The organism is uncultured Brachyspira sp. (assembly GCF_944388875.1).
In the GTDB taxonomy this organism is placed as follows: Bacteria; Spirochaetota; Brachyspiria; order Brachyspirales; family Brachyspiraceae; genus Brachyspira.
Map to the genome: position 1 here is coordinate 121,696 of NZ_CALXKQ010000003.1, position 26,187 is coordinate 147,882.

At 27.3% G+C, this 26,187-nt stretch carries 27 protein-coding genes; 11 read left to right on the forward strand and 16 right to left on the reverse strand.

What is annotated here, in order from left to right:
* The first annotated feature begins 184 nt into the window (after positions 1-184).
* A complete protein-coding gene (locus tag Q0J69_RS03985) occupies positions 185-700 on the forward strand; it encodes a flavodoxin family protein (RefSeq protein WP_297204518.1) in 516 nt (171 codons plus the stop codon).
* A 69-nt stretch (positions 701-769) separates the two neighbouring features.
* Here the strand turns inward: Q0J69_RS03985 and Q0J69_RS03990 are convergent, their stop codons facing one another.
* Both Q0J69_RS03990 and Q0J69_RS03995 read right to left on the reverse strand, forming a co-directional pair.
* Positions 770-1,582 (reverse strand): TatD family hydrolase, encoded by an 813-nt coding sequence (locus tag Q0J69_RS03990; RefSeq protein ID WP_297204520.1) that lies wholly within the window; start codon positions 1,580-1,582, stop codon positions 770-772.
* Between the two features lie 35 nt (positions 1,583-1,617).
* Positions 1,618-1,968, reverse strand: coding sequence for a histidine triad nucleotide-binding protein (locus Q0J69_RS03995; RefSeq protein ID WP_297204522.1), 351 nt, complete (start codon positions 1,966-1,968; stop codon positions 1,618-1,620).
* Positions 1,969-2,175: 207 nt separating this feature from the next.
* Between Q0J69_RS03995 and Q0J69_RS04000 the strand changes: the two genes are divergently transcribed.
* A complete protein-coding gene (locus tag Q0J69_RS04000) occupies positions 2,176-2,982 on the forward strand; it encodes a ZIP family metal transporter (protein ID WP_297204523.1) in 807 nt (268 codons plus the stop codon).
* Positions 2,983-2,999: 17 nt separating this feature from the next.
* Here the strand turns inward: Q0J69_RS04000 and lptB are convergent, their stop codons facing one another.
* The 4 genes from lptB to Q0J69_RS04020 form a co-directional block, all read right to left on the reverse strand.
* Positions 3,000-3,839, reverse strand: coding sequence for an LPS export ABC transporter ATP-binding protein (lptB, locus tag Q0J69_RS04005; protein ID WP_297204524.1), 840 nt, complete (start codon positions 3,837-3,839; stop codon positions 3,000-3,002).
* Positions 3,840-3,871: 32 nt separating this feature from the next.
* Positions 3,872-4,399, reverse strand: a complete 528-nt coding sequence (locus Q0J69_RS04010; protein WP_297204525.1) for a ferritin — start codon at positions 4,397-4,399, stop codon at positions 3,872-3,874.
* Positions 4,400-4,604: 205 nt separating this feature from the next.
* Positions 4,605-5,120 (reverse strand): ferritin, encoded by a 516-nt coding sequence (locus Q0J69_RS04015; RefSeq protein ID WP_297204526.1) that lies wholly within the window; start codon positions 5,118-5,120, stop codon positions 4,605-4,607.
* Between the two features lie 217 nt (positions 5,121-5,337).
* Positions 5,338-7,272, reverse strand: coding sequence for a methyl-accepting chemotaxis protein (locus tag Q0J69_RS04020; RefSeq protein WP_297204527.1), 1,935 nt, complete (start codon positions 7,270-7,272; stop codon positions 5,338-5,340).
* Positions 7,273-7,500: 228 nt separating this feature from the next.
* On the opposite strand from Q0J69_RS04020, the gene ilvD reads away from it, so the two are divergent.
* Together ilvD and Q0J69_RS04030 are read left to right on the forward strand one after the other, a co-directional pair.
* Positions 7,501-9,183: a dihydroxy-acid dehydratase gene (ilvD, locus tag Q0J69_RS04025; RefSeq protein ID WP_297204528.1), complete on the forward strand. Its 1,683-nt coding sequence runs from the start codon at positions 7,501-7,503 to the stop codon at positions 9,181-9,183.
* Positions 9,184-9,516: 333 nt separating this feature from the next.
* Positions 9,517-10,602 carry an iron-containing alcohol dehydrogenase family protein gene (locus Q0J69_RS04030; protein WP_297204529.1) on the forward strand — a complete coding sequence of 362 codons (1,086 nt, stop codon included), beginning with the start codon at positions 9,517-9,519 and terminating at the stop codon, positions 10,600-10,602.
* 273 nt (positions 10,603-10,875) lie between these two features.
* On the opposite strand, the gene Q0J69_RS04035 is transcribed toward Q0J69_RS04030, so the two are convergent.
* A complete protein-coding gene (locus Q0J69_RS04035) occupies positions 10,876-11,397 on the reverse strand; it encodes a hypothetical protein (RefSeq protein ID WP_297204530.1) in 522 nt (173 codons plus the stop codon).
* 176 nt (positions 11,398-11,573) lie between these two features.
* Between Q0J69_RS04035 and Q0J69_RS04040 the strand changes: the two genes are divergently transcribed.
* The 5 genes from Q0J69_RS04040 to Q0J69_RS04060 all read left to right on the forward strand — a co-directional run bounded on the left by Q0J69_RS04040 (position 11,574) and on the right by Q0J69_RS04060 (position 17,112).
* Positions 11,574-12,749, forward strand: a complete 1,176-nt coding sequence (locus Q0J69_RS04040; protein ID WP_297204531.1) for a site-specific DNA-methyltransferase — start codon at positions 11,574-11,576, stop codon at positions 12,747-12,749.
* Positions 12,739-13,608 carry a CfrBI family restriction endonuclease gene (locus Q0J69_RS04045; protein WP_297204533.1) on the forward strand — a complete coding sequence of 290 codons (870 nt, stop codon included), beginning with the start codon at positions 12,739-12,741 and terminating at the stop codon, positions 13,606-13,608. The genes Q0J69_RS04040 and Q0J69_RS04045 overlap by 11 nt, the downstream gene beginning before the upstream one ends.
* A 26-nt stretch (positions 13,609-13,634) precedes the next feature.
* Complete coding sequence (locus Q0J69_RS04050; RefSeq protein ID WP_297204534.1) at positions 13,635-16,289, forward strand: valine--tRNA ligase; 2,655 nt, start codon at positions 13,635-13,637, stop codon at positions 16,287-16,289.
* Between the two features lie 192 nt (positions 16,290-16,481).
* Positions 16,482-16,679, forward strand: a complete 198-nt coding sequence (locus tag Q0J69_RS04055; RefSeq protein WP_297204536.1) for a type II toxin-antitoxin system HicA family toxin — start codon at positions 16,482-16,484, stop codon at positions 16,677-16,679.
* A 31-nt stretch (positions 16,680-16,710) separates the two neighbouring features.
* Complete coding sequence (locus tag Q0J69_RS04060; RefSeq protein ID WP_297204538.1) at positions 16,711-17,112, forward strand: type II toxin-antitoxin system HicB family antitoxin; 402 nt, start codon at positions 16,711-16,713, stop codon at positions 17,110-17,112.
* Between the two features lie 74 nt (positions 17,113-17,186).
* Here Q0J69_RS04060 and Q0J69_RS04065 read toward each other — a convergent pair whose 3' ends face one another.
* Complete coding sequence (locus Q0J69_RS04065) at positions 17,187-17,507, reverse strand: type II toxin-antitoxin system RelB/DinJ family antitoxin (RefSeq protein WP_297204539.1); 321 nt, start codon at positions 17,505-17,507, stop codon at positions 17,187-17,189.
* Positions 17,508-17,693: 186 nt separating this feature from the next.
* Between Q0J69_RS04065 and Q0J69_RS04070 the strand changes: the two genes are divergently transcribed.
* The gene (locus tag Q0J69_RS04070; protein ID WP_297204541.1) at positions 17,694-18,731 is read left to right on the forward strand and encodes a hypothetical protein; all 1,038 of its coding nucleotides are present in this window, start codon (positions 17,694-17,696) and stop codon (positions 18,729-18,731) included.
* An 89-nt stretch (positions 18,732-18,820) separates the two neighbouring features.
* Here Q0J69_RS04070 and Q0J69_RS04075 read toward each other — a convergent pair whose 3' ends face one another.
* A complete protein-coding gene (locus Q0J69_RS04075; RefSeq protein WP_297204543.1) occupies positions 18,821-20,164 on the reverse strand; it encodes an MATE family efflux transporter in 1,344 nt (447 codons plus the stop codon).
* 254 nt (positions 20,165-20,418) lie between these two features.
* On the opposite strand from Q0J69_RS04075, the gene cutA reads away from it, so the two are divergent.
* Positions 20,419-20,766: a divalent cation tolerance protein CutA gene (gene cutA, locus Q0J69_RS04080; protein WP_297204545.1), complete on the forward strand. Its 348-nt coding sequence runs from the start codon at positions 20,419-20,421 to the stop codon at positions 20,764-20,766.
* Here the strand turns inward: cutA and Q0J69_RS04085 are convergent.
* From Q0J69_RS04085 to Q0J69_RS04115, 7 genes are all read right to left on the reverse strand, one after another.
* The gene (locus Q0J69_RS04085) at positions 20,755-21,537 is read right to left on the reverse strand and encodes a hypothetical protein (RefSeq protein WP_297204546.1); all 783 of its coding nucleotides are present in this window, start codon (positions 21,535-21,537) and stop codon (positions 20,755-20,757) included. The genes cutA and Q0J69_RS04085 overlap by 12 nt on opposite strands.
* A 21-nt stretch (positions 21,538-21,558) precedes the next feature.
* Positions 21,559-21,927 carry a flagellar hook-basal body complex protein FliE gene (gene fliE / locus Q0J69_RS04090; protein ID WP_297204547.1) on the reverse strand — a complete coding sequence of 123 codons (369 nt, stop codon included), beginning with the start codon at positions 21,925-21,927 and terminating at the stop codon, positions 21,559-21,561.
* 18 nt (positions 21,928-21,945) lie between these two features.
* A complete protein-coding gene (gene flgC / locus Q0J69_RS04095) occupies positions 21,946-22,407 on the reverse strand; it encodes a flagellar basal body rod protein FlgC (protein WP_008724603.1) in 462 nt (153 codons plus the stop codon).
* Positions 22,408-22,440: 33 nt separating this feature from the next.
* Positions 22,441-22,869 carry a flagellar basal body rod protein FlgB gene (gene flgB, locus Q0J69_RS04100; protein WP_297204549.1) on the reverse strand — a complete coding sequence of 143 codons (429 nt, stop codon included), beginning with the start codon at positions 22,867-22,869 and terminating at the stop codon, positions 22,441-22,443.
* A gap of 74 nt (positions 22,870-22,943) precedes the next feature.
* Positions 22,944-23,618: a hypothetical protein gene (locus Q0J69_RS04105; protein WP_297204550.1), complete on the reverse strand. Its 675-nt coding sequence runs from the start codon at positions 23,616-23,618 to the stop codon at positions 22,944-22,946.
* A 6-nt stretch (positions 23,619-23,624) separates the two neighbouring features.
* A complete protein-coding gene (locus Q0J69_RS04110) occupies positions 23,625-25,037 on the reverse strand; it encodes an AAA family ATPase (RefSeq protein ID WP_297204551.1) in 1,413 nt (470 codons plus the stop codon).
* A 91-nt stretch (positions 25,038-25,128) separates the two neighbouring features.
* The gene (locus tag Q0J69_RS04115; protein ID WP_297204552.1) at positions 25,129-26,187 is read right to left on the reverse strand and encodes a tetratricopeptide repeat protein; all 1,059 of its coding nucleotides are present in this window, start codon (positions 26,185-26,187) and stop codon (positions 25,129-25,131) included.

Genomic DNA, 26,187 nt, shown 5'->3' on the forward strand with positions numbered 1-26,187 from the left:
ATATAATACTCTATTAAAAATAAATTAATTGCTAGTTTACAATTTGTTTATTATAACATAATATTCATATAATAGCAAGTATTTTAAACCTATAAAAAATACATTATACGGTAATATAGTATATTGCAATTATTTATAAAAATGTTATAATTTATTAGATTAATCTAACAAAGGAGAAATTAAAATGAAATATTCTATTGTATATACAAGTAAAAGCGGCAATACTGAAAAATTGGCTTTAGCTATAAAAGAATCTGCTAATGGAGAATGTTTACAATGCGTTAAAGCTGATTCTGCCGACAATGCCAAAATTAATGAATCTGATTTGGTATTTGTAGGAGCTGGAAGCTATAAAGGAACATGCGATGAAGCTGCAGGAAAATTCATGCAGACATTAAAAAATAAAAAAGTATTCTTATTTATGACCGTAGGCTATGGAGATAATCAGACTTATTATGATAAAATGCTTAATCCTGTAAAAACATTCTTAGACTCTTCTAATACTTTAGTTGGAACTTATGCTTGTCAAGGTCAATGGATAGAAGGTCAGAAGAAAAACTTAGAAAATATGCTTGAAAAAGCTGCTTCTGAAGATGAGAAAAAAGTTATACAATCTAAATTAGCAAATCATGGAAATGCTATGGGACACCCTAATGCAGATGATTTAAATAAATTAAAAGAAATTGTGAAAGCATTATAACTTCATTAGTCATTTAATTAATGGAACTCTCTGTAATTATTATTACAGAGAGTTTTTTATTTTATCAAATTAAATTCTATTTAAATCTATAGGCAGTTCTAAAACCCTTACAGTATTTTCTAAAGCAGTTCTCATAATATCTTCAGAACTTTCTCCTCTTACATCGGCAAGAACCTCCACAGTATATGGTATAAAAGCAGGCTCATTGGCTCTTCCTCTTACCTTTTGCGGAGTTAGATACGGAGCATCAGTTTCTATTGTAAACATATCCTTAGGCACATATTTGGCTGCCTCTCTTATAAAATCGTTTTTCATATATGTAGAAGAACCTGAAAAAGAGAGAATATATCCCAAATCCAAAGCATTTTTTGCATCTTCAACATTACCGCTGAAGCAATGTATTATTCCTCTTTTTGGTATATCAGCTTCTCTCAATATTCTAAAAGTATCCTTAAAAGCATCTCTTGTATGTATTAATACAGGCAAATCAGTATTCTTTGCTGCCTCGCATAAAGCACTGAAAAACTCTTTTTGCTCATTCTTATTCGAATCATCATGATTATAATCAAGCCCTATTTCACCTACAGCATATAAAGTTTTATTTTTATTTTTTAAAGTTTTTTTATTTAGATTTTTTATTTTTAATTCAAAAGCCTTTATAGTATCCTCATCATTTTCATTAGCATAATCGGGATAGTAGCCTATACTAAAAAAAACACCCTCCGCATCTGATAGTATAAACATACGCTCATCCAAATCATTAGGATGAACGCCTATATCAATAAAATAAAATATACCAGCTTTATTAGCTCGCTCCAAAACTTCGCTTAATTCCTTACTCTTCTTCGATATATATGTAAGATGGCAATGACTGTCTATCATTATGTTAACTCCAAAATAATTATTTTTTATAATTTTTATTCTTCTAAATTATCATCATGCAGTAAATGAAAATGCACATGAAATACTGTCTGACCTGCACCTTTTCCGCAATTATTTATAACTCTAAATGAATCTAATCCCTGCTCTTTTGCTGTTTCTTTTATAGTTTCTAAAACTTTGCCCATTAAAAAATCATCTATCTCTAATATATTTTTAACATGAGGCTTAGGAACAACAAGTAAATGTACTTTAGCTTTAGGATTTAAATCTGCAAATACTACGCAGTATTCATTTTCTTTTATAAATTTGGAAGGAATTTCTCCCTTTATTATTTTACAAAATATACAGTCTTTATCAAAATATTTATCTTCACTATAATTACTCATAATAAAAATCTCCTATTCCTGAACAAAAAATTATTTGAATAATATAAACTAAAACAAAAAATTAATCCATATATATTATAATTTATTTAAAAAATAATCAAATATTATTAACAATTATTACTAATAAGTATTAAAATTATCATATTGAAATTACTATAATAGAATATATAATTGATGATAAAAAATAATACTAAAAAGGCTAAATAAATGACAGAAAATTTATCACCAGTTGCATTAGCATTATTAGGAGGCGGCATAACATTTTCTTTTACAGCATTAGGCTCAGCACTTGTATTTTTCTTTGCTAAAGAAGTAAAATCTAAAGTGCTTTCATCTATGTATGGATTTGCCGCTGGTGTTATGACAGCTGCATGTTTCTGGTCATTGCTTGCACCTTCAATAGAACTATCAAAAAATATAAATCTGCCTAATTGGATTATACCAGCTGCAGGATTTTTATTCGGTTCATTTTTTATATGGGTGCTAGATAGAATACTTCCTCACATGCATATAATAAACGGAAGCGAACAAAAAGAAGGAACAGATACCAAACTTTCAAAAAATATACTGTTATTTCTAGCCGTTACTTTGCATAATATACCAGAAGGCTTATCTGTAGGAATAACATTCGGAGCATTTTCAATAGGAAACAGCGGAGTTACATTCAATGCCGCTTTGGTGCTTGCATTAGCCATAGGCTTGCAGAACTTTCCTGAAGGGGCTGCTGTATCTCTTCCGCTTAAAACAAATGGTGTATCAAATTTTAAATCTTTCTTATTCGGAGCTGTATCAGGTATAGTAGAGCCTATTGCTGCCGTTATTGGTGCTTTAGCTGTTACAGAACTTACATTTATACTTCCTGCTGCTTTATCTTTTTCTGCGGGTGCTATGATATATGTTGTTATAGAAGAACTTGTACCTGAAGCTGTTGCTGATGAACATAATCATTTCGGAGTATTCGGATTTATATTAGGCTTTGTAGTAATGATGGTTCTTGATGTAGCTTTAGTATAAAAAATATAAATAAAGCATTACATAGTAAAAGATTCGCCTAAATAAACTTTACGTGCTAATGGATTGTTAACTATCTCTTCAGGAGTTCCTTTTACCAATATCTGTCCATTGCCCATAATATATGCTCTGTCTGTAATTCTTAAAGTTTCGCGTACATTATGGTCAGTAATTAATATGCCTAATCCCTTTTCTTTTAATGATGCTATAATATTTTGTATATCAATAACGGCTATAGGGTCAACTCCTGCAAACGGCTCATCCAATAATATAAACTTAGGATTAACAGTTAATGCTCTTGCTATTTCGCATCTTCTTCTTTCACCGCCAGAAAGCGTATATCCTTTTTGCTTTCTTACATGAGTAATATTAAACTCTGCAAGAAGCATATCAGTTATATCCATTCTGTCTTTTTGAGTAAGATTTTTATTATATTCGAGTATAGCAAGAAGATTATCCTCAACTGAAAGTTTTCTGAATATAGATGCCTCCTGAGGTAAATAACCTATACCAAGTGTAGCTCTCTCATGCATGTGAAGTTTTGTTATATCCAAATCGTTCAAGTATACATTTCCTGAAGTTGCAGTAACGAATCCTACTGTGATATAAAAACTAGTAGTTTTTCCAGCACCATTAGGACCTAAAAGCCCTACAACCTCTCCCTGCTTAACGCTATAGGAAATATCGCCTATAATCTTTCTCTTGCCGTAATATTTTGTGAGATTAACAGCACGTATTTCATAAGGATTTGATTTGTCATAATTAAAGAAATTTTCTGCTGTTATTTTTTCTTCAGGGGGTATATTATCAGTATTTATCTTTTCGTTTTTTTTGAAAATATTTAAAAATTTACCAATCATATACCCTCTCTATATAATATATTTTTTATCAATTATAAACTTATGCTGCTTGCATGTTTTTCAGTATCTAAATTGCCTATAGCTTTATCAAATGTATAAAGATTTCTGCCATTCAAATCGCCTAAAATTTTAATCTTATCAAGTATATCATTAAATAACTCTTCTTCTTCAAGCTGCTCTTGTATAAACCAATCTAAGAACCTTAAAGTAATATAGTCTTTTTTATCCATAGCATTTCCAACTAATTCATTTATACATGATGTTACATACTGTTCATGCTTAAGTATAGTTTCAAATAAATCTTCAGCAGATTTAAAATCACTTTGAGGAGCCTGAATATCGCTAATTACAGCTTGTCCGCCTACTTTATTAATAAAATCTCTAAATTTTTCAAAATGTTCTATTTCTTCCTTGTAGTGTCCATATAAAAATTTACTGCATCCTTTTAATCCTTGTTTATCACACCAGCTTGACATATTGAAATAAAGACTAGCAGAATAAAGCTCTTTATTTAATTGTACATTCAATAATTTTATAGTATCCTCTTTTATTATAGACATAATAAACTCCTTTTTATATATTTTATAACCTGATATTATTTTATAATACCATATTAAATTTATCAAATAAAAAATTAGATATATCTAAAATTATAACATACTTTTTAGAAATTTATTGAATTTATATTGAAAAATAAAAGAAAATGTAAGATTAAGAAATTAGGGTATATTTAAATAAAACATACCCTATAATTTTTATGCTAAATTAAGAACCATGTTCCTCAGTATCCAAATTACCTACAAATTTATCAAATGTATAAAGATTTCTGCCTTTTAAGTCGCCTAAAATTTTAATCTTATCAAGTATATCATTAAACAACTCTTCTTCTTCAAGCTGCTCCTCAACAAACCATTCTAAAAACTTCAATGTAACATAATCTTTATTATCCATTGATATGCCTACAAGTTTATTGATGCAGGAAGTAATATATTCTTCATGCTTAACAATATTTTCAAATAACTCTTCAACAGAATTAAAATTATATTCAGGAGCTTTCATCTCTCCCATGATAGCCTGACCTCCAGCCTTATTTATATACTCTCTGAACTTCTCTAAATGAGTATGCTCTTCTGATGAATGATTATATAAAAATTTGCTGCATCCTTTTAATCCCTGCTTATCACACCATCCAGCCATATTAAAATAAAGATTTGCAGAATAATGCTCCAAATTTAAATGTTCATTTAATAGTTTTACAGTTTCCTCTTTAATTATAGACATAATAAACTCCTTTTTGTTAGAATTATATAATATAATATTATATAATTCTAACAAAAATTACAATATGATTTTATAAAATAAAATGAATCAAACACTATTATATTATTTAATTTTTAGAGTAAATAAAACATTTATGACAATTTTTATAAAAAATAAACAGCAGACAATAGCCTGCTGTTTAAATTAAATCATCAAATTATTATTTATGTAATGACTATCAATTTCTTAATTTAAAATATTCTATAGCATTGATAAGCTCATTAGCTTCATTTAATAAAGATTCTGACGCTGAAGTAGCCTCAGTAACCAAAGCCGCATTCTTCTGAACAGCAGAATCCATATTATTAATTGCTATATTTATCTGTTCTATACCTTTTTCCTGTTCCTGAGCTGCTGTATTTATTCTGTCCATCAAAGAAGAAGCATTATCCATCTTTTCAGATATTTCCATAAATATATCTTTTGACTCTTTAACACTTTTAGCAGCTAAATGAATTTTTTCATTACTGTCTGTTATTAATGAAGTGATATTTTTTACTGATTCCTGAGTATTCTGTGCTAAGTTTCTTACTTCGCTTGCCACTACAGCAAAACCTCTCCCTTGCTCACCAGCACGTGCCGCCTCTACAGAAGCATTTAAAGCAAGTATATTAGTTTGAAAAGCAATATTTTCTATAAGTTTAGTAATATCCATAATCTTATTGCTTGCCTCATAAACATCGTCCATTTTGCTTACACTGTCTTCTACTATTTCGCCTGCCTTAGTTAAATGTTCCTTAGCCTCTGATACCATAGAAGTACTTGTAGCTACATTTTCAGCAGATTCTTTAATAGCACTAGCCATCTGATTCATAGATGCAGCAGTTTCTTCCAAACTAGAAGCTTGAGATTCTGTTCTTTCAGACAAATCATTGTTTCCTATCAAAACCTGATTTGCTGCTGTAGAAACCTGTTCTGCAGAATTTTTAACAGTATTTATTACATTGTTAAAGTTATTCATAGCTTTATCCCAGCCTCTTGCTATATCACCCCATTCATCTTTTCTCTTATCAAAATGCTTAGGTATTTCTCTAGTCAAATCACCTTCAGACATAGCTAAAATATCTTTTGATAATGCATTTATAACATTTGATACTTTTCTTCCTATGATGTACGGGATAATTAAGAAGAGCATAACAATTATCAAAATCAAAATTATAAGAAAAACATTCTTCATAACATTGCTATCTTTCAATATTATATCTCTAGGAGTAGATAAACAAAGTCCCCAATATACACCTTTAGAAATTTCTATAGGTGTAAAAGCATATGTATAATCTTCTTTTGCTATTGCTCCATAGGCTTCTATTATTGAGAATTTACCAGACTGTATATTTTCAAAGACACTATATTCTTTATAATGAGGATATACTTCATAAATATTTTTAGAAACATTAGCCACATTATAAGTATCATATATAACAGATCCATGCTGATCGTATAATTCAACTGTTGTTTCTGCAAAAGGTTTTATATTTCCAAGCAAAGCAGTAATAGAATCTACAAAAATATCAACATATATAACACCTATAAATTTATTTTGAGGAGTTATAGGAATACATAAAGTAAATAATACTGTATCAGCATTAACTGTAGAATTATAAACTCCTGATACATATACATCTCCTGTTCTTTTAGGTTCTGTATAATAGTCTACATTAAAAGTATCTATTCCTAAATATGCTTCTCCGTTTCTTGATATATAATAATTAAATCTTCCATTAGCGGCTCTATATTCTGAATTGGTATAATCTGCATCATTATCTAAGGCATTAGGTTCAAATGCTATTGATAAGCCATTTATATCATCAGGAAGGCTATTAAAAAATACCGATGTTAATTGTTTATATGTTACCCTATCTCTTATTCCTCTGTTATAAATATTTTCTATATTAACTTTAAGCCCCATAACATTATATAGATGTTTTTCTATATTAAATTTTATATCATTAGCTTCTCTTAATGAGGTTTCCTGTAATATTTTATAAGACAAATTTTTAGTTATATTACCTACATACAACATAATTACAGTATTTGCTAATATAATAATTACTATAATAGGTACTAATATAATGGCTGTGATTTGAAATTTCAATCCGACTTTTTTAAACATGGCAACTCCAAATAAAATTATTGATTCAAAATAAAATAATTTTGATTAAGATAATTAGGATAGGGGGTATACAAAAATAAACCCTAACATTATATAATATATAGTAAAAAAATAAAAAATACAAGCATGCATCATTTTAATGATAAAAAAAATGCTTGATTTTTTATCATTCTACTAATAGAATGGGTAAATACATTTTAAACAATTTTATTAAATGGAGAAATAATTATGAGTTTCAGAGAAAATAGTTCTTTAAGAAGCGATAGAGTATTAAAAGGTGATGAAAGAGCACCAAACAGATCTTTATTCTATTCTATGGGTTATACAGATGAAGAATTAAAAAGACCTCTGATTGGAATTATTTCTGCATATAGTGAAATTGTACCAGGACATATACATCTTGATAAACTTTCTCAGGCTGTTAAAGCTGGAGTTTTAATAGGAGGAGGCACACCTATACTTATACCTGCAATAGGCGTTTGTGATGGTATAGCTATGGGACACTTGGGTATGAAGTATTCTCTTCCTTCTAGAGAGTTAATAGCTGATTCTGTTGAAAGCATGGTTATAGCTCATGGTTTAGACGGAGTTGTTCTAGTGCCTAACTGCGATAAAATAGTTCCGGGTATGATAATGGGACTTTTAAGAATGAATATACCGGGCATCGTTATAAGCGGAGGAGCTATGCTTCCGGGTGATCATGGAGATGAGAAAATAAGTTTATCTAATATATTTGAGGCAGTAGGAGCAAAAAAGGCTAATCTTATAAATGATGCTGAATTAGAAGAATATGCACAAAATACTTGTCCTAGCTGCGGTTCTTGTGCGGGAATGTATACTGCAAATAGCATGAACTGTCTTTCTGAGGCTTTAGGTATAGCTTTACCGGGAAACGGAACCATACCTGCTGTATATTCTGCCAGAACTTTGCTTGCTAAAAAAGCTGGTATGCAGGTTATGGAATTATTAAAAAAAGATATAAAACCATTGGATATAATAACTCCTGAATCATTCAAAAACGCTCTTGCTGTAGATATGGCATTAGGATGTTCTACAAACAGTGTACTTCACTTGCTTGCTATAGCTAATGAGGCTGGAATACCAATAGATTTAAAAACTATAAATGAAGTAAGCGACCGCACACCTAATCTTTGTCATTTAGCACCTGCGGGACATAACTATATAGAAGATTTATATAAAGCTGGAGGAATACCTGCTGTTATGAAAGAGCTTGATAAAGGCGGATTTATAAATACTTCGCTTCTTACTGCTACAGGTAAAACAATAGCTGAAAATATAAAAGATGCTGTTAATAAAAATAATAATGTTTTAAGAAATATAGAAAATCCTTACAGCAAAACAGGAGGAATTGCTATACTTTGGGGCAATATAGCTAAAGACGGATGTGTTGTTAAACGTTCTGCTGTTGCTGATGAAATGCTTGTACATAAAGGACCTGCAAGAGTATTTGACAGTGAAGAATCTGCAATAGCTGCTATATATGCTGGTAAAATAAATAAAGGTGATGTTGTAGTTATAAGATATGAAGGACCTAAGGGCGGACCTGGTATGCGTGAAATGCTTAACCCTACTTCTGCTCTTGCTGGTATGAAGCTTGATAAAGATGTTGCTTTAATCACTGACGGAAGATTTTCTGGTGCTTCAAGAGGTGCTTCTATAGGACACGTTTCGCCAGAGGCTGCAAGCGGAGGAGAAATAGCTTTTATAAAAGAAAATGACATCATTAGTATAGACATTCCTAATCATAAAATCAATTTAGAAATCTCTGATGAAGAAATGGAAAAAAGAAGAAAAGAGATTGCTATTAAACCTTTAGAAGAAATTAGAGGCTGGCTTGGAAGATATAGAAAACTTGTTCAGTCTGCTAATACTGGTGCTATATTAAAATAATTTTTAATGAAAATAATTGATGTTATAGTTCATTTGTTTGACTATAACATCAAATAAAAGCACTGATAATCTAAAAGTCATAAAATATAAAATTAATTACAGACTGCTTGGTTACCTATCTTTTAAGCCAGGATAAAAATTGTTTAGTTTATAGCTGATATAAGCATAGACTAAATTTATTTTAAATAAAAATTTTTTATAAAGGAGAAAAATATGATTATTAATTATTAATAGATATGATATAAAATACAAACATTAAATTTAATGAATTAAAGAAACAACTTACTTAAAATTTTAAATAATAATATTAATTAAAAGGAAAAGGATTGAAAAATGAGTACAGAAAATTTATTTTTACCTAATTTTAGTATAGGAAGGGATGTTTATAAAAATATATATGATATATGTTCAAATTATGGAAAAAAAGCTGTTATAATATCTGGTAAAAAATCTCTTCAGGCATCAATAGAGCTTATATTAAACAATATAAAAGACATAAGTATAACTGGAATGCTTCATTACGGAGGAAATTCTACTTTTGAAAATGCTGAGTTCCTTAAAGAGAAAAAAGCAGTTATGGAAGCCGATATGATATTCGCTGTAGGAGGAGGAAGAGCATTAGACACATCAAAAGTTTTAGCAGATATGATAGATAAACCCATATTTACATTTCCTACATTAGCTTCAAACTGTGCTGCTGTAACTTCTTTATCTGTTGTATATTATAATGACGGAAGTTTTAGAGAAATGTACAATGTAAAAAGACCTCCATTGCATACATTTATAAATACTGATATTATATTAAACTCTCCTGAAAATTATTTCATAGCTGGTATATCAGATGCACTTTCCAAACAGTATGAAGCATTATTATACACAAGAAATGAAAATTTAAATTATAGAAATTTTTTAGGTATTGAGGTTATAAAAAACTGTTCTAATGATATATTGAAATATTATTCAGAAGCTGTAAATGATTTCAGAAATAAAAAATCAACAGATGCTTTAAACAGAGTCATACTTCATATAATATACACAGTAGGCTTAACATCTGTAATGATAAAAGATAATTATCATATCTCTTTGCATAATGGACTAACAAAATTAAAAAGAATAGGAGAAAAACTGCTGCATGGCGAATTAGTATCTTATGGAATATTACTGCTTCTTACCATGGACAAACAATACGATGCCAGAGAGGATATTTTTAAGTTTAATAAATTTATGTCGCTTCCAACATGCCTAAAAGACATAGGAATAAATAATTTAAGTTTAGAAGATGAAGATATTAATATAGCATTAGATGGAACACTTGCTCTTAATGACTTAAATATAAGTTCGTATAAAGCTGATAAAGAAATGCTATTAAAGGCTATTATAGATTTAGAAGAATACAATAATAGTCAATATATAAAATAATAAAAATATAATTATAATTTAAGGATAACAAAATGAAAACATTAAAACAAATAAGCAATTTCTTTGTATGATGATTCACAAAGATTAATGCAGGATGTATCAATATAAGCGGGAATACATAACTTTTTAATTGTAGCACATTTTACTAAAAAGGCATATGGCATAATATAAAGGTGCAAAAATAAAAGACTAAATTTAATTAATTTGATATAAAAAATAATTATGTGTTTATAAAATATTTAAATGCATAATTATTTTTTTATATATAACTAATCAATTAATAGATTTTATTTCATTAAAAAGCTCTAATAATTTATGTGCTTTATCTTCTGGAAATTTTATATTTTTAAAAGCTTCACTATTTTCCAATCTTATATCTGTTAATATACCAAGATTATATATTTCTGAACTTGCGTTAACAAGATATGTATCTATATAATCAGTATCAAAAAACCATCCTTTAATAGTTTTATAAACTTCCTCCTTATTTAATTTTTTCACATTATCTGTATAATTTAAATATATAAAACTATCATCACTAAATTTTAATACTATTTTATTTTCTTCTGTAATTGTAAAAGCTGAACTACTAATATATTGTGCTTCTAATACTATATTATTTTTTTCTTTACTTACCAATCTTAAATTTATAGTAGTATCCCAGTTTTTTACACTAATATAATCTGTTTGATAATATGTGATTCCATAAAAATCATCTTTTATTGTATTTACTTTGGTTGAACATGAATTTATAAAAAATAATAAAATTATTATATTATAATATATTTTCATCATAATGCCTCTAGATACAAAATTAATTAAATTATAAATATAATTTAATTTTTGTAAATAAAAAAATAGTTTCATTTTTATGTAATATTTAAACTAATTTAGTATTTCTTATAAAAATTAATAATTGAAAAATATTGTATATAGTATAAAATATTATAATTAAAAAATTAAAGGGAATTATGATTAATAATATCAGTATAATAAAAAATAAATATACATTATCAGATATTAAAGAATTAGGTTTAAAAAAATCAGAAGAAAATTTAGATTTATTAATATCAATGTTTAATTCTTCTAATTATAATATAGAATTAAAAAGAGAAATAGTATCTTCTATAGGTAGACAGAAGAACGATGAAAAAATTTTAAACTTTATAAAAAATAATGTATATTCCTGTAATATTATGGAATTAGTATATCAGATGTATCGTACATGTTTATATAAACAAAAAAATAATTATAACTTTCATAAATTAGGAGATGATATTTATAATTATTTTGATAATGAAGTTTTAATAAAAATGAAAGAATATTATAAATATAAAAGTAAATCTTCATCATCTAATACAAATAGAATTAAAAAAATAACCAAACCTACTTTGTTGTGTGGAGATAATATAAATACTATAAAAAAAATTCCAGATGGTGAAGTACAACTCATATTTACATCCCCTCCATATTATAATGCTAGAGAATATTCAAATTATAAATCATATAAAGAATATTTAAATAAAATGTTTTTAACATTAAAGGAGTGTAATAGAGTTTTAGAAGACGGAAGATTTATAATAATTAATATTTCTCCTGTTATAACAAAAAGAGTTGGTAGAGAATTTGAAAGTATTAGATATCCTATACATTTTGATTTTCATAATTTGTTATTAAAATCAAATTTTTATTTTGTTGATGAAATACAGTGGATAAAACCAGAAGTTACTGTAAAAAATAGAAATGGCGGTTATCAACAAACTAGAATGCCTTTATCTTATAAGCCAAATTGTATAAATGAAAGCATTATGGTATATCGCAAAAATTCTAATTTTTTATTGGATAAAAATATAAAAAAATATAGTAAATCATTAGCAAATGATAAAAATATTCCTATTGATACATCAAATTGTTGGTATATATCTCCAAAATCAAGTAAAGTACATCCTGCAGTTTTTCCAGAAGAATTATGTAGGAAAATTTTAACATATTATTCTTTTAAATATGACACAGTATTAGATCCATTTGCTGGTATAGGTACTTTTGGTAAAGTTGCTTTAGAAATGGAAAGATTACCAATACTATGTGAAATAAATAAAAAATATTATGATATCATATTAGATGGAGGTTTTTACGATGAAATTTGAAGATAAGATAATAAATGATACTGTAGAAAAACTTATTAATGGCGATGATTATCGTAGTGAAATAATAAATGCTATAAATGCCCATTTTTTTGATTTTTCTATAAAGTTTTTTAAAGATATAGTTGCAGCAAAATTAAACAGTAATTCAATTGATTTAGAATGGTATAAAAAATATTTTATAGTTAGAGATGATTTGAAAACTGAAGATATAGCTATTTACGCTGGTATGAATAAAAAAACTATAAACAATATACATGGAAGTGCAACAAAAGAAATTGTATTAGATGTATCAAAATCAAATTTTGACTATCTTACATCTTTAATAGATGAATTAAGTATAGATGATAATGAGGCATTATATGTACAGATAAAAATCACTTATAATAATGTATCTGTAGAACTATCATTAACTGAAAGTTTATTAGTAATAAATGCTTTAGCTACAAAAAAAATAGCTATACGTGGTGGTGCTTGGTCTTCAATTGGAAAAAAAGTAGAAAAACCCTTGATGTTAAAATTATGTGAGTTATGTGATGTTAAAAAGAGTAGTATTAATTCCGAAGTTTTTAAAAAAGATAGTAATTTGGATTTTGATAGAGAAGTTGATTTTAAAATTTTGACAAAAAATAATAGATGGTTAAGATGTGAAGTAAAACTAATGGGTAAAGGAAACCCAGAATCAGCTGATTCAATAATGGCTCGTGAATCTGATATTTTTGTTGCGGATACTTTAAGTGAGCAAAATAAAAAACAATTAAAGAGTGAAAATATAGAATATTTAGAATTAAAAAATCATTCTAAAAAAGATATAATAAATAAATTTAATGAAATATTAAAAAAATTAGATGTAAAAAAATAATATATAAAAATTGAGGAAAAAAGAATATGAAACACACTTTAGATGGAGCATACACTCCTAAAAATATTGAAGACAAATTATATAGTTTCTGGAAGGAAAACGGATTTTTTCATGCTGTTATGGATAAAAATAAAGAACCATATTCTATAGTCATACCTCCTCCAAATGTTACAGGCGTTCTTCACATGGGACATGGACTTAATAATACGCTTCAGGATATACTTATAAGATTTCATAGAATGCTTGGCAAATGCACTTTATGGATGCCGGGTACTGATCATGCTGGTATTGCTACGCAGAATGTTGTTGAGAGAAGATTGAAAGCTGAAGGCAAAAATAAATACGATTTGGGAAGAGAGGCTTTTGTTAAAAAAACTTGGGAAGTAGCTAATGAACATCACTCTATAATAGTAAAACAGTTGGAAAAAATAGGATGTTCATGTGATTGGGAGAGAGAAAGATTTACACTTGATGAAGGTTTAAGCAATGCTGTTAGAGAGGTATTTGTTGAGCTTTATAATCAGGGTTTAATATACAGAGGAAAATATCTTATCAATTATTGTCCTAGCTGCGGTACTGCTTTGGCTAATGATGAGGTAGAACATGAAGAGGTTGCTGGTGCTTTGTATCATGTTAAATACCAAATAGACGGCACTGATGATTATATTGAAATAGCTACTACAAGACCTGAAACTATTTTAGCAGACGTTGCTATTGCCGTTCACCCAGATGATGAAAGATATGCCAATCTTACAGAAGAGAATGTTTTAATACTTCCTATAGTAGGCAGAAAATTAAGACTTGTAAAAGATACTTATGTTGACAAAGATTTTGGTACTGGAGCTTTGAAAATTACACCAGCACACGACCCTAATGACTTTGCTATAGCTCAAAGACATAATTTAGAGATTATTAATATATTAAATCCAGACGGAACATTCAATGAAAATACCCCTTCTAATTATCAGGGCAAAACAGTAAAAGAGGCAAGAGCTTTAATTATACAGGAACTTGAAAAATTAGGTGCTTTCGTTGGAAAGGATAATATAAAGCACCAAGTAGGACACTGCTACAGATGTCATAATGTTGTAGAGCCTTATTACAGCGATCAGTGGTTTGTAAAAATGAAGCCTTTAGCAGAAAAAGCATACAAGGCAGTTAATGACGGCAATACAAAGATTTACCCAGAAAGATGGATTAATACTTATAATCACTGGATGACAGATATTAGAGATTGGTGTATAAGCAGACAATTATGGTGGGGACATAGGATTCCAGTATGGTACTGTGATGACTGCGGAGAGATGATGGTGTCAAAAACTGATATTACAGAATGTACTAAGTGTAAATCTAAAAATATTCATCAGGATGAAGATGTGCTTGATACTTGGTTTTCTTCTTGGCTATGGCCTTTTTCTACTTTCGGTTGGCCTGAAGTTAATGAAGATTTAAAATATTTCTACCCTACTACTGCACTCGTTACTGGATATGATATATTATTCTTCTGGGTTGCTAGAATGATTATGGCAGGAACTCATTTTATGAATGATGTACCTTTTAAAGATGTTTATCTTAACGGACTTATAAGAGATAAAATCGGAAGGAAAATGTCTAAAAGTTTAGGCAACGGCATTGACCCTATAGAAATAATAGAAGAGCATGGAGCTGATGCATTTAGATTTACTTTATCATTTATAACTTCATTAGGAGGTCAGGATATTTGGCTTGACAGAGAGCTTTTCAAAATGGGAGGAAAGTTCGCTAACAAAATATACAACAGTGCTAAATATATTTTCGGCAACATTGAAGATAATGCTAATATAAAAGATTTAGATAATTACTCTCTTGAAAATAAAGATAAATGGATATTATCAAGACTTCAGAAGGCTATTGATGATACTGCTAAAAAATTAAAAGAGTACAGATTTGATGAGGCTTCTCAGACTATTTATAAATTCTATTGGAATGAGTTCTGCGATTGGTATATAGAGATAAGCAAATTCGATTTGAAAGACGAAAGTAAAAAAGAAAAAACTATTGCTGTATTATTGTATGTGCTTGAAGAGTCAATGGCTATGATTCATCCATTTATGCCTTTTATCACAGAAGAGATTTATTCTAATCTGCCAAAACATAATATTGATTCAAAAGCATTGATGATTAGAGAGTATCCTAAAGCTAATAATAAATATATATTTGAAGATATAGAAAAAGACTTTAACTTAATTCAGGATATAGTATCTGGAATAAGAAACTCACGTTCATCATTTAATTTGCCTCCTAATAAAAAACTTGATGTTACAATACGTTATACTTCAGACTATTTCAAAAATACTGCAGAAAGCTATAAAGATATTATATCATCGCTTTCACTTACTGAAGCATTAAATATAGTTTCATCAAAAGATACGCAAAGAAATAAAGGATCATTCGTTAAAGTATTTGAAGGCGGAGAGATAAATGTTAATCTTGTTGGCATAATAGATTTAGAAGCTGAGAAAAAAAGATTAGAAAAAGAAGCATCAGTATACAAAAAAGATTTGGAAGCAGTAAATAAAAAACTTTCTAATGAAAACTTTATGAAGAAAGCTAAACAGGAAGCTATTGACACAGAAAACAGAAAGAAAAAAGAGTTTGAAGATAAATTAAAAGGTATAGAGGAGGTTTTATCTTCTTTATAATTTTTATAATGCTTAAATAATATTTTTAATAAAAGTAAAATTAAAAACTTGGCTTATGTTTATAGGTCAAGTTTTTTATTTTAAATAATTAAAAGTTGACATTAAATATATTATGTGTATAATTATGTGTATTATATAGATTTGATTAGTGGGAGTATTATATGTTTGAAAAATTTTTATTAAGAGGTTTTTATGAAGGCTTCAGAAGTTATAAAATTATTAAAACAGGATGGTTGGTTTGAAGTTGCTCAAAATGGAAGTCATAAACAATTTAAGCATAAAGATAAAAAAGGAAGAGTAACAGTTCCATGCCATAATAATGTAGATTTGGGAATATTTATCTTAAAAAGTATAGAAAAACAAGCTGGTATAAAACTTCTAAAAAAATAAATTTTTATATTTTAGGTTAGGGTTAAAAGTTATGAAAAAAAGTTTGGAAACATTCGTAGTAAATATATACAAAGTTAAGTCTGGATATAATGCTGTATTTTATGATTTTGATGGATGTGTAAGTTCTGGAAAAACTTTAGAGGAAACTACTCATAATGCAAAAATAGCACTTCAAATGCATATTGACGGTATGCTTGAAGATGGAGAGAAACTTCCTAAAGCTTCAAGTTTAGATAAAATAATAAAAGAAACAGGAGATACTAAACCAGATATAAGAATGCTTATTGAAGTTAAAGTATCAAGAGAGAAAAAGAGGAGAATTGATATAACATTAGATGAGAACTTAATTAATATGATAGATAGTATTTCAAGTAATAGAAGTGAGTTTATAAATTTGGCTGCTAAAGATTATATACAAAATCATTATAGGTAATATATTAAATAGTATAGTATTATTTAAAAATATTTTATTTATAAATATGTATGAATATAATTAAATAAATCTACTCATTTAGTATTATTTATTTTTTTAGTATTATTATTTTTTTTACTGTCTTCATTTAATAACTCTCTTTTATGACCTAATCCTAATTTTAATTCCAAATATCCTCCTTTTAAAAATTTTATATTTTCTTCATTGTAAAAATTATCATCACTGTTTATATCTAATGGCTTATTCTTTTCTATTTTAAACGGAATTGACTGAGTATTTATAGAGGTTCTCAAAAATATATTAATAGCCGTATTAAAATCTAATCCTAAATCATTAAAAAGTTTATCAGCTTCATTTTTTAATTTATCATCAATTTTAATAGTTACTTCTGACATTTTACACTCCATTATTATTTAATGAAATTATATCTGTAAAAATATTAAAATACAATAGCACATAATTTTTTAATTATATAATTAGAAACCTTATTTATTCCATGCTATATATCTGTTTACTTTATTTTCATATTATGTTATAATCAGCCCTTCAAAAATAAAAACATCAAAGGAAAACATAAAAAAATGAAAACTTTATTAACAGCAATCTTATGTTTTGCCGTATCGTCGGAATTGGTATTTGGTATGTACGGATACAATAATGATTGGATGGACTTTCTCACGGACAGCAGTCATCTTAGAGCAAGAACGGATCAATTAGGTTTTGTATTAGGCAACGGAATAGTTAAAGGCACTTTGGGGTTTAAGGCTGATACTGGTTCTTTCGGCAGTATAATGAGTTATGTTAATAATGGAAAATCATCATTAGATGCAACTGTTTCTCTAGGTTTGGCATATACTTCTGACATTATAAGTGCGGGGCTTGGATATAATTATACTTATATAGATTCTCAATTAGATGTTCATACTCCTGTTTTAATGATTAATGCTATGAATAATAATTTAAGAATATGCATACCTTTTCAAATAGCATATTCTAAAGATAACTCTCATTATTCAGGATTCAGCACGGATACTGAAATCAGATATTATACAGGACTAGATTCTATTAATGCCGTAAGACTTTATATCAATTATGGTAAAAATAATTATAATTCTAATAGTGCATCTTCTTTCGGATTGGAATTAAGATTTTATTTTCTTCCTACAACTATTAACTCTGTTTGGGTTAATCCTTTTATAAAAGTGCTGTACTATTCATCATTGGATGCAGAGGGTAAAGATATTATCAATGAAAGTACAGATACTTTAGTAAATATAAAGTCATATAATAGAATATCATATACCTCTCATAATGCTAATGAAATATATCAATCTAATCCTTATATTGTAAGAATAACTCCTGCCCTATCATTGTATGCTGATTCAGAATTTGCCACGTTATACTTTGAACCTAGTATTGGTTATAAAATAATATATGACGGAAGAAGATCAAATAATCTTAAGCATACTCTTACTTGGGGAGCTTACTCAGAAGTTAGAATACATCCTGTAAAAGATTTGGAATGGTATTTTGAAATGGGTATAAATAGTTCAGACAATTCAATACCTGTTAATTTTAGATCGGCAACTGGTATAAATTGGTATCTGCCTCAAGTATAGATTATAAAGATTTAATTGTTTTATAGGCTTTGTATATTTAATTTTATATTTTATACGCAATATATACAAAGCCGATTAAAACTGATATTTCAATCTTTAATTAAAATATCAGCACTTCTATTTTTGTATAAGGCTATTGATACTATTAAAGTTATAATCTCGCTTATAGGTAGAATTAATACTAATCCAATAAAGCCTAATATATTCGGAAGAGTTAATACCAAAGAAATAGGCAGAATCATACTTCTTAATGCCGAAACTAATGCTGAAGCTCCAGCCTTTTGAACCGATGTATAATAAGCACTCATTATTATATTGATGCCTACTCCTATAAATGTAGGTATTGAAGTGCGTACAAAAAATAAAGCATCCTCAAATGTTTGATTATCAACATCTTTTAAAAGCATATTTACAAGCAAGCTAGGATTAATTAAAACTATAACGGAAGCAAGAACCGATATGAAAGAAATTAAAAAGATAGATATTCTTAAAAAATATTTCATTCTATTTTTATTTTTAGCACCATAAGAAACACTAACCAAAGGCTCCAATGCCTCCCCTACAGAATATGCAAGCATTATAAAAAACATTACAGCATAATTGGCAACAGAATAAGCTAATATTCCCCTGTTTCCAGAAATTTTGTATGCTGTTATATTAAAAAGCCAAGGTATAAGCCCAGAAGAAACGTTGCTCAAAAACTCAGAAAAGCCGTTAAATGCAGCCTTAATTATATATACCCATCCTCCATAAACTTTTATAAGCCTTAATCTGCAGTTAGGTTTTAAGAAATATAATAACCCCATTATAAATGCCGTTATCTGTGATATAGCAGTAGCCCAAGCAGCACCAGATATGCCTAAATGAAATACTATAATAAAAAGAGGATCTAATATAATATTCACTATAGAAGATATTATAAACATGGATGAGGCAAATTTAGGAGATCCGTTAAGCCTTACAAATTGACTTAATACATAAGCCATACCCCAAAAGAACGTAGCAAGCAAAACGCCTTCTACATAATCTAATGATAAATTATAAACTTCTCCATGTGCTCCGAAAATGGGAAGAAGAGTTTCTCTGAATATATATACTATTATGAGAGGAAAACTTGCTATTGTGAGAACTACAATTAAAGTCTGCGTGAATATTAAATTAGCTCTTCTTATATTATTTTCACCTATACATTTTCCAGCAAGAGCAACGGAGCCTATTGTAAGCATTACATATATCCCAAATGATAATGCCGTTATAGGCCAAACTATATTAATAGCAGTAAAAGCCTCTGGGGATATAAAATGTGCTACAAAAAAACCGTCTACAAATACCGCAGCACTTCCTGCTATCATGCCTAATATGCTTGGCACAGCAAATTTTGAAAATAAAGATATGCTGGTATTTTCTATTAAAGTTTTATTATTAAGCTCCATTTTTTTATTCCTTAAAGATGAAAGCAGAAAATCATACACAGAATAATAAATTAATTATTAGTAATGCCTTAATGGAAATGAAGAAGATATAAAAATATCTATTAATAATTTTAAGCATAAAGACATTTTAATACCTCCTTTTAATTTTATTGGATATAAAAATCAGTATAGTAATTTTATACATTTATGTCAAGACAGTATTTAAAATATTTTCAAGTATATTATAATATTATAAATATATACGGAGTTATTAAATGAATTTCAAAAAAGTAAAAATAGAAATATATATACCAAAAGAATATACTCATAAGCTAAGAGAGGCATTAAATAATATAGGAGCATTAGGAGTTGGAAATTATGATAATGTAATGACAGTTACAAAAATCACAGGATATTGGCGTCCACTTGAAGGAGCTAATCCTTTTGACGGAAAAATTAATGAGATATCTGAAGCAGATGAAGATATGGTGGGATTTTCAACTGATGCTAAAAATATACAAAACATTATAAAAGTTATAAAAGAAGTTCATCCCTATGAAGAGCCTGTTATAAATATTATACCTTTATTAAATGACAACTTTGATATTAATTTAGATTATTGAAAATATATCTTTTATTATATAAATAAAATCATTCTTTGGAAACTTTTGAATATTGATAATATTTTCTGCAGCATCTGCAAAATATAATTTATTTTTACTAGGCAGATATGATACACTAAATATTTGAGCATTGCTGTTTAATAATTTTTCTTTTGTATATCCGTACTCAGACATTTCTATTATACGTTCTGGTATATTATCACCCATAAAAATAAATACGGCATGATTATATAATTTAGCCTTTAGTATTTTTTCTTTATCATTATCATCTTTTTTGAAAAGTTTTTGATTATCATCTATATACAAATCGAATATTTCATTTATCTCATTTTTGATAGTATTTAAAATAGCCTCTCCGTCTTTATCAATATCTATTAAAAAGAAATAATAGGCATGTATTATTATAGATTTTTTATTTTTTATTACATCAGCATTAATAAAAACTCTTGATGAATTTACAGAATACATGCTATATCCGAAATATCTCAATCTGTCTATTATATGATCTTTAGAAACTGTTTTTTTTAAATCATGTTCAAATATAGAATTATATTTTATGAAGTTTAATTTTCTTTTATTAATGCCTGAAACATCAATATACATAAAGACAAGAGTAATAATTTCTAGCACTATAAGAGAGATTGTAATATATATTTGATTTTTATTATAAATTGAAAAGAAAATTAAGTTGGCAAACGCTACGGCTATTAAACCATAAACGCTTGCCCTTAATAACTCTTTTTTGAAGGAGAACAGCTTATTATTGTTCATTATTACTTTATAATTAATTTATTATCTGTAAGTTGTTACTTCTTGATAGGCTCTAACGGCTCTATCAACAACTGCTTTTGTAAAGCTGAGTGATAATTCAGCTTCAGCAATAGCGTTCATTACATCAGATACATCAACCTGATCTGGTCTTATACCAGCCTGTACTATTATATTATCTCTGTCAACCTGTTTCTGATTAACAGCATCAATAGCATCGCTAAGCATTGTACCGAAATTGCTTATTAAATCATTTCCTGAACTTCTTCTAATCTGCTGAGCAGGTCCGTAATGTCTTGGATCTGTAGTTTTTAATATAAATCCGTAATTATCGCCTACATTTCCAGTTTTTGTATTAACACTATAGGAGTTCATTACATTATTAATATTCATAAAAATATCCTTTTATAATTAATATCTTATTATATTCAAAGCACTTCCGAACATAGTTTTAGCAGACTGAATCATAGTAGAGTTTGCCTCATAAGCTCTTGAAGCCTCCATCATATCAACCATTTCAGTAACAGGGTTAACATTAGGCATTTCTACATAACCAGCCTTTTCGCCGTATTTAATAGCATCTGGGTGTGAAGGATCATAAACGAATCTTGTAGCAGTTTCCATATCCTTTTCTATGCTGAATACTCTTACTCCTGTTCCTACATTAGGCTGTAATGCTTCTGGTAAAAATGGGCTTCTATATTTATTGCCGTCATCTCTAGGCTTAAATATAACTCTGCTTCTTCTGAAAGCTCCGCCTTCTGTTGTTCTTGTTGTATTAACATTTGCTATATTGTCAGCTATAACGTCTAATCTTGTTCTTTGAGCTGTTAATCCGCTTCCTGATGTATTAATAATTGAAAATATTCCCATTTACTTTCTCCTTTTTAAGAATGATAAATATAATTATGCATTTCCTATCATTCTTCTAATTTCTCTGTACTGAGCATTAACTATTTGAGTAAACATTTGATAACGTAAAGTGTTTTTAGCTTCCTCTGCCATTTCTTTATCTATATCAACATTGTTTTTATCATTTCTATAGCTTGTGTCATAATCTACTGTAAGATTCGGCGTAACCTGTTTATAATCCATAGGCATATGGAAAGGAAAATGTCTGGAATCTGTTCTTTTAGCTTCCATGCCGTCATACTTCTCACTGTCTAAAGCTCTTGCAAGCTGATATTCAAAAGTTACATCGCTTCTTTTAAAATTCGGAGTAGATACATTTGCTATATTATCCGCTATAACTTCAGCTCTAAGTCCGTAAACATTCAAAAGCTTTTTAGCCACCGTCATAGTTTTAGCATAAGTTGTATCAGCAAACATATTCATAGTTTAAGTCCTATATAATAAAATAATACTTACAACTATTGTCGGTTTTTATAAAAAGTGCTTTAATAATTTTTTTAGATTATATTATGTAAATTATATTGCTGTTCTAAATATTCTAAAAAATACGGAAAGTCAGAATATGGATACTTATTTATATATTGATAATCATTTAATGGCGAATTATAATTTGTAAATTGTTTATATTTATTTACAGCTTCTTTATGTCTGCTGAAAATATCAGAATGTTTTTCTTTTATCATAGATTTAATATTATCTTTTATATTCTGCAGATTAGAAATACATTCTCCATTTTCAAGATAGAATTTCATCCAATCCTCAAATCCTCTATAAGAAAATATAAAATAATAATCAATTTGAATATCAATCTCATTTTCAATATAACATTTTAATTCTTTTATATTATTATTTAATTTATTAAAAGCATTAAAAGGTGCTTTATCACAATCTGTTATTATAACTAATATATAATTAGAATTCTGTTCTCCAAAAGATAATATAGGATCTAATCTCATTTTTATAATCTGAGATATTTCTTCTATTGCTTTATCAGCCTTATCTTCATTTTTATGACGCTTATCTAATTGATTTAATTCGCTATAATTATCAAAATAATCTACATTTTTATTATTTTCTAATATAGCAGATAAATATTTCTTCTCATAAATACCAGTAGAAAAACATATAAGAGTAGTTTTCTTATTTTTTATGTTTGGAATAGTAAAACTCATAACTTATCACTCATCATTACTATTAGAGTACATCTTAATAGGTAAATCATAGGCTCTAGGGAAATATTTTGCACCCAATTTATTATTTTTATAATTTTCAATTAAATTTTCTTTTGTTAATCCTTCTATATCAGAAGCAGAATATACATAAGTTTTATTTTCTTCTTTTACAACAAATTTAACTTGTTCTAAAAGCAAATATTTAAAATCCATTAGTACTATATCATGAGTAGTCATAAACAACTGTGCTGTCTGCTCTACTTCTTTATACATATTTTTTCTAAATAAAAAAAATGCAGTTTTTATCAAATCAGGCTGGACCCCGTAAAATTCATCATGTAAAGATAAAGAACCGTTTTTTAAAGATGTAACTATATTAAACATATGAAAAGCATATATTTTTGTTCCATCAGATTCTATCTCATCAAAAGGAGCTTTTTTACCATTTCTATATGAAATAACTTTTTTACGTTTCTTTATAAAATCATTATTTTTACTGCTTAAAAATTCTAAATTCTTTAATATAGCAATAATAGCTTTTGTTTCTTTAGAAATATTTTTTTTTGATTTTATTTCATCTTCTTTTAATAAACCAATAGATTTTTTTACATCATAAATATTCTTATCATTTTCATCTAATTCAAAAGCAATATTATCTATACCAACATCAGCTATTTTTATTAAATCTATATAAAAATCTAATAATCTATATTTATCCAAATTATTATATATTCTATTTAAAAAAACTTTTGTAAAATTTGGAACTTCCAGATAGTTTATTCCCATATTAGTTGTCAATATAGAAGTCATAAGTTTTCTATATATTAATATATTATTAAACTCCTTTTTTTCTTTTGTGTAAATATCCATTAAAAATAATATAAATGTTTTATTAGAAGGTATTGTAATTTTTTCATCATTTGTTATTTCATTTTTTACTAAATCATTATTAGTTCTTTTAAAAACTACATTGCCATTTTCTGTAAGAATTTCTTCTGTAATTTGTATGCTTTTTTTATATTCATCATCTATTTCTTTATTTTTTATATTTAATTTGTAATTATATAATGAATATTCATTTTTATTTTCATTCAATACATTAGAATAAAACTCTATTTCAAATTTAGACTCTTCATCTTCACCATAAATCATATTAGGTTTATATAATTTTTTTAAAAAATTACTATCCAAATTTGAGGAACATATATTCAATAAAGCTTCAAATATACTTGTTTTACCTGAACCATTATGCCCATAAAATAGGCATAATTTTGAAATATAATCATCATTTATTTTTAACACAAAAGGATTATTATCAATACTTTCTTTATTATCATAATTTTCTAGATTTATTCTAAAATCTAATTCTATTTTATCATAAACAGATTTATAATTTTCCACTGAAAATTTAACTAACATTTTTTATATATTAACCTTTATTTCTTATTCATATAATAAAAATTAGTATACATTTTTTTAAAACTTTGTAAATACTAATTTTTATGTCTTTTTACTTAAAATACAAACTATTAATAACTTCTTTAGCAAATGATATTAAATTACTGCTGATTGTAACCGTAGATGAAATAGTAAGTATTATTGACTCTTCTCCTTTTCCAACTACTGCTATAGCATTAAAGAAATCATTTTTATTTATTTTTGAAGTGAATATAAACTCGGCAAATAAATCATTATATTCTTCTCTAGTCTTTATTGATATAGGAGTAATTATAGAGTAAAGCTCCCCTATTCTGCTTTTAAAACCGTCAAAAAGTTCTTTTATAGCTTTTTCATCATATTTTTTATCGCTGTAGCTTATTATTATTGATATTCTTTTATCAGAACTCTCTATTTTTAATAATGATCCGTCTATAGAAGCATCAAAATTTTCAGGTACTAATAAATGAAATCTGTCTGGATTGGCTTGAATGGAAACAAGACTGCCTATATTAAATTTAGAATTATCTCTTAAATACTTAATATCCCCTATTCTATTGATAATATTAATATCATTATTATTAATATTCAATGCTTTCTCCAAAATATCAAGAGCATCATCATATCTGTATACAGCCTTGTATGAAACTGACATATTAATCATAGACAATATATCATTATTATCTATGGATATAGCTTTTTTATATTTTTCTATAGCATCTGTATATTTGCCTTCCATAGATAGAATAATGCCGTACTCTCCGTAAACACTGGAATTTACATCTCCAAGTTCTATAAGTTTTTCTATTACTTCTTTTGCTTCATTGTATCTATGAGTGCTTATAAGTGCCTCTATCTTGTTTTCAAGCAAATCCTTATCATCTTTTATATACTCAAGTGCTTTATCAATCAATTTCACCACTTCTTTATAATTTTCTTCTTCATAAAAAATATCTGATAAAACCAAATAGCCGTATTTATATTTATTATCTTTTTTTATTAATTCTAATGCCAATTTTTTAGCATAATCAATATTATTTAAATCTATTAAATTATTTATCTTTTCAACAACAATCTCGTTATTTTCTTTTAATATATCTTTAATTTCATTATCTAAATTACTAACTGGCAT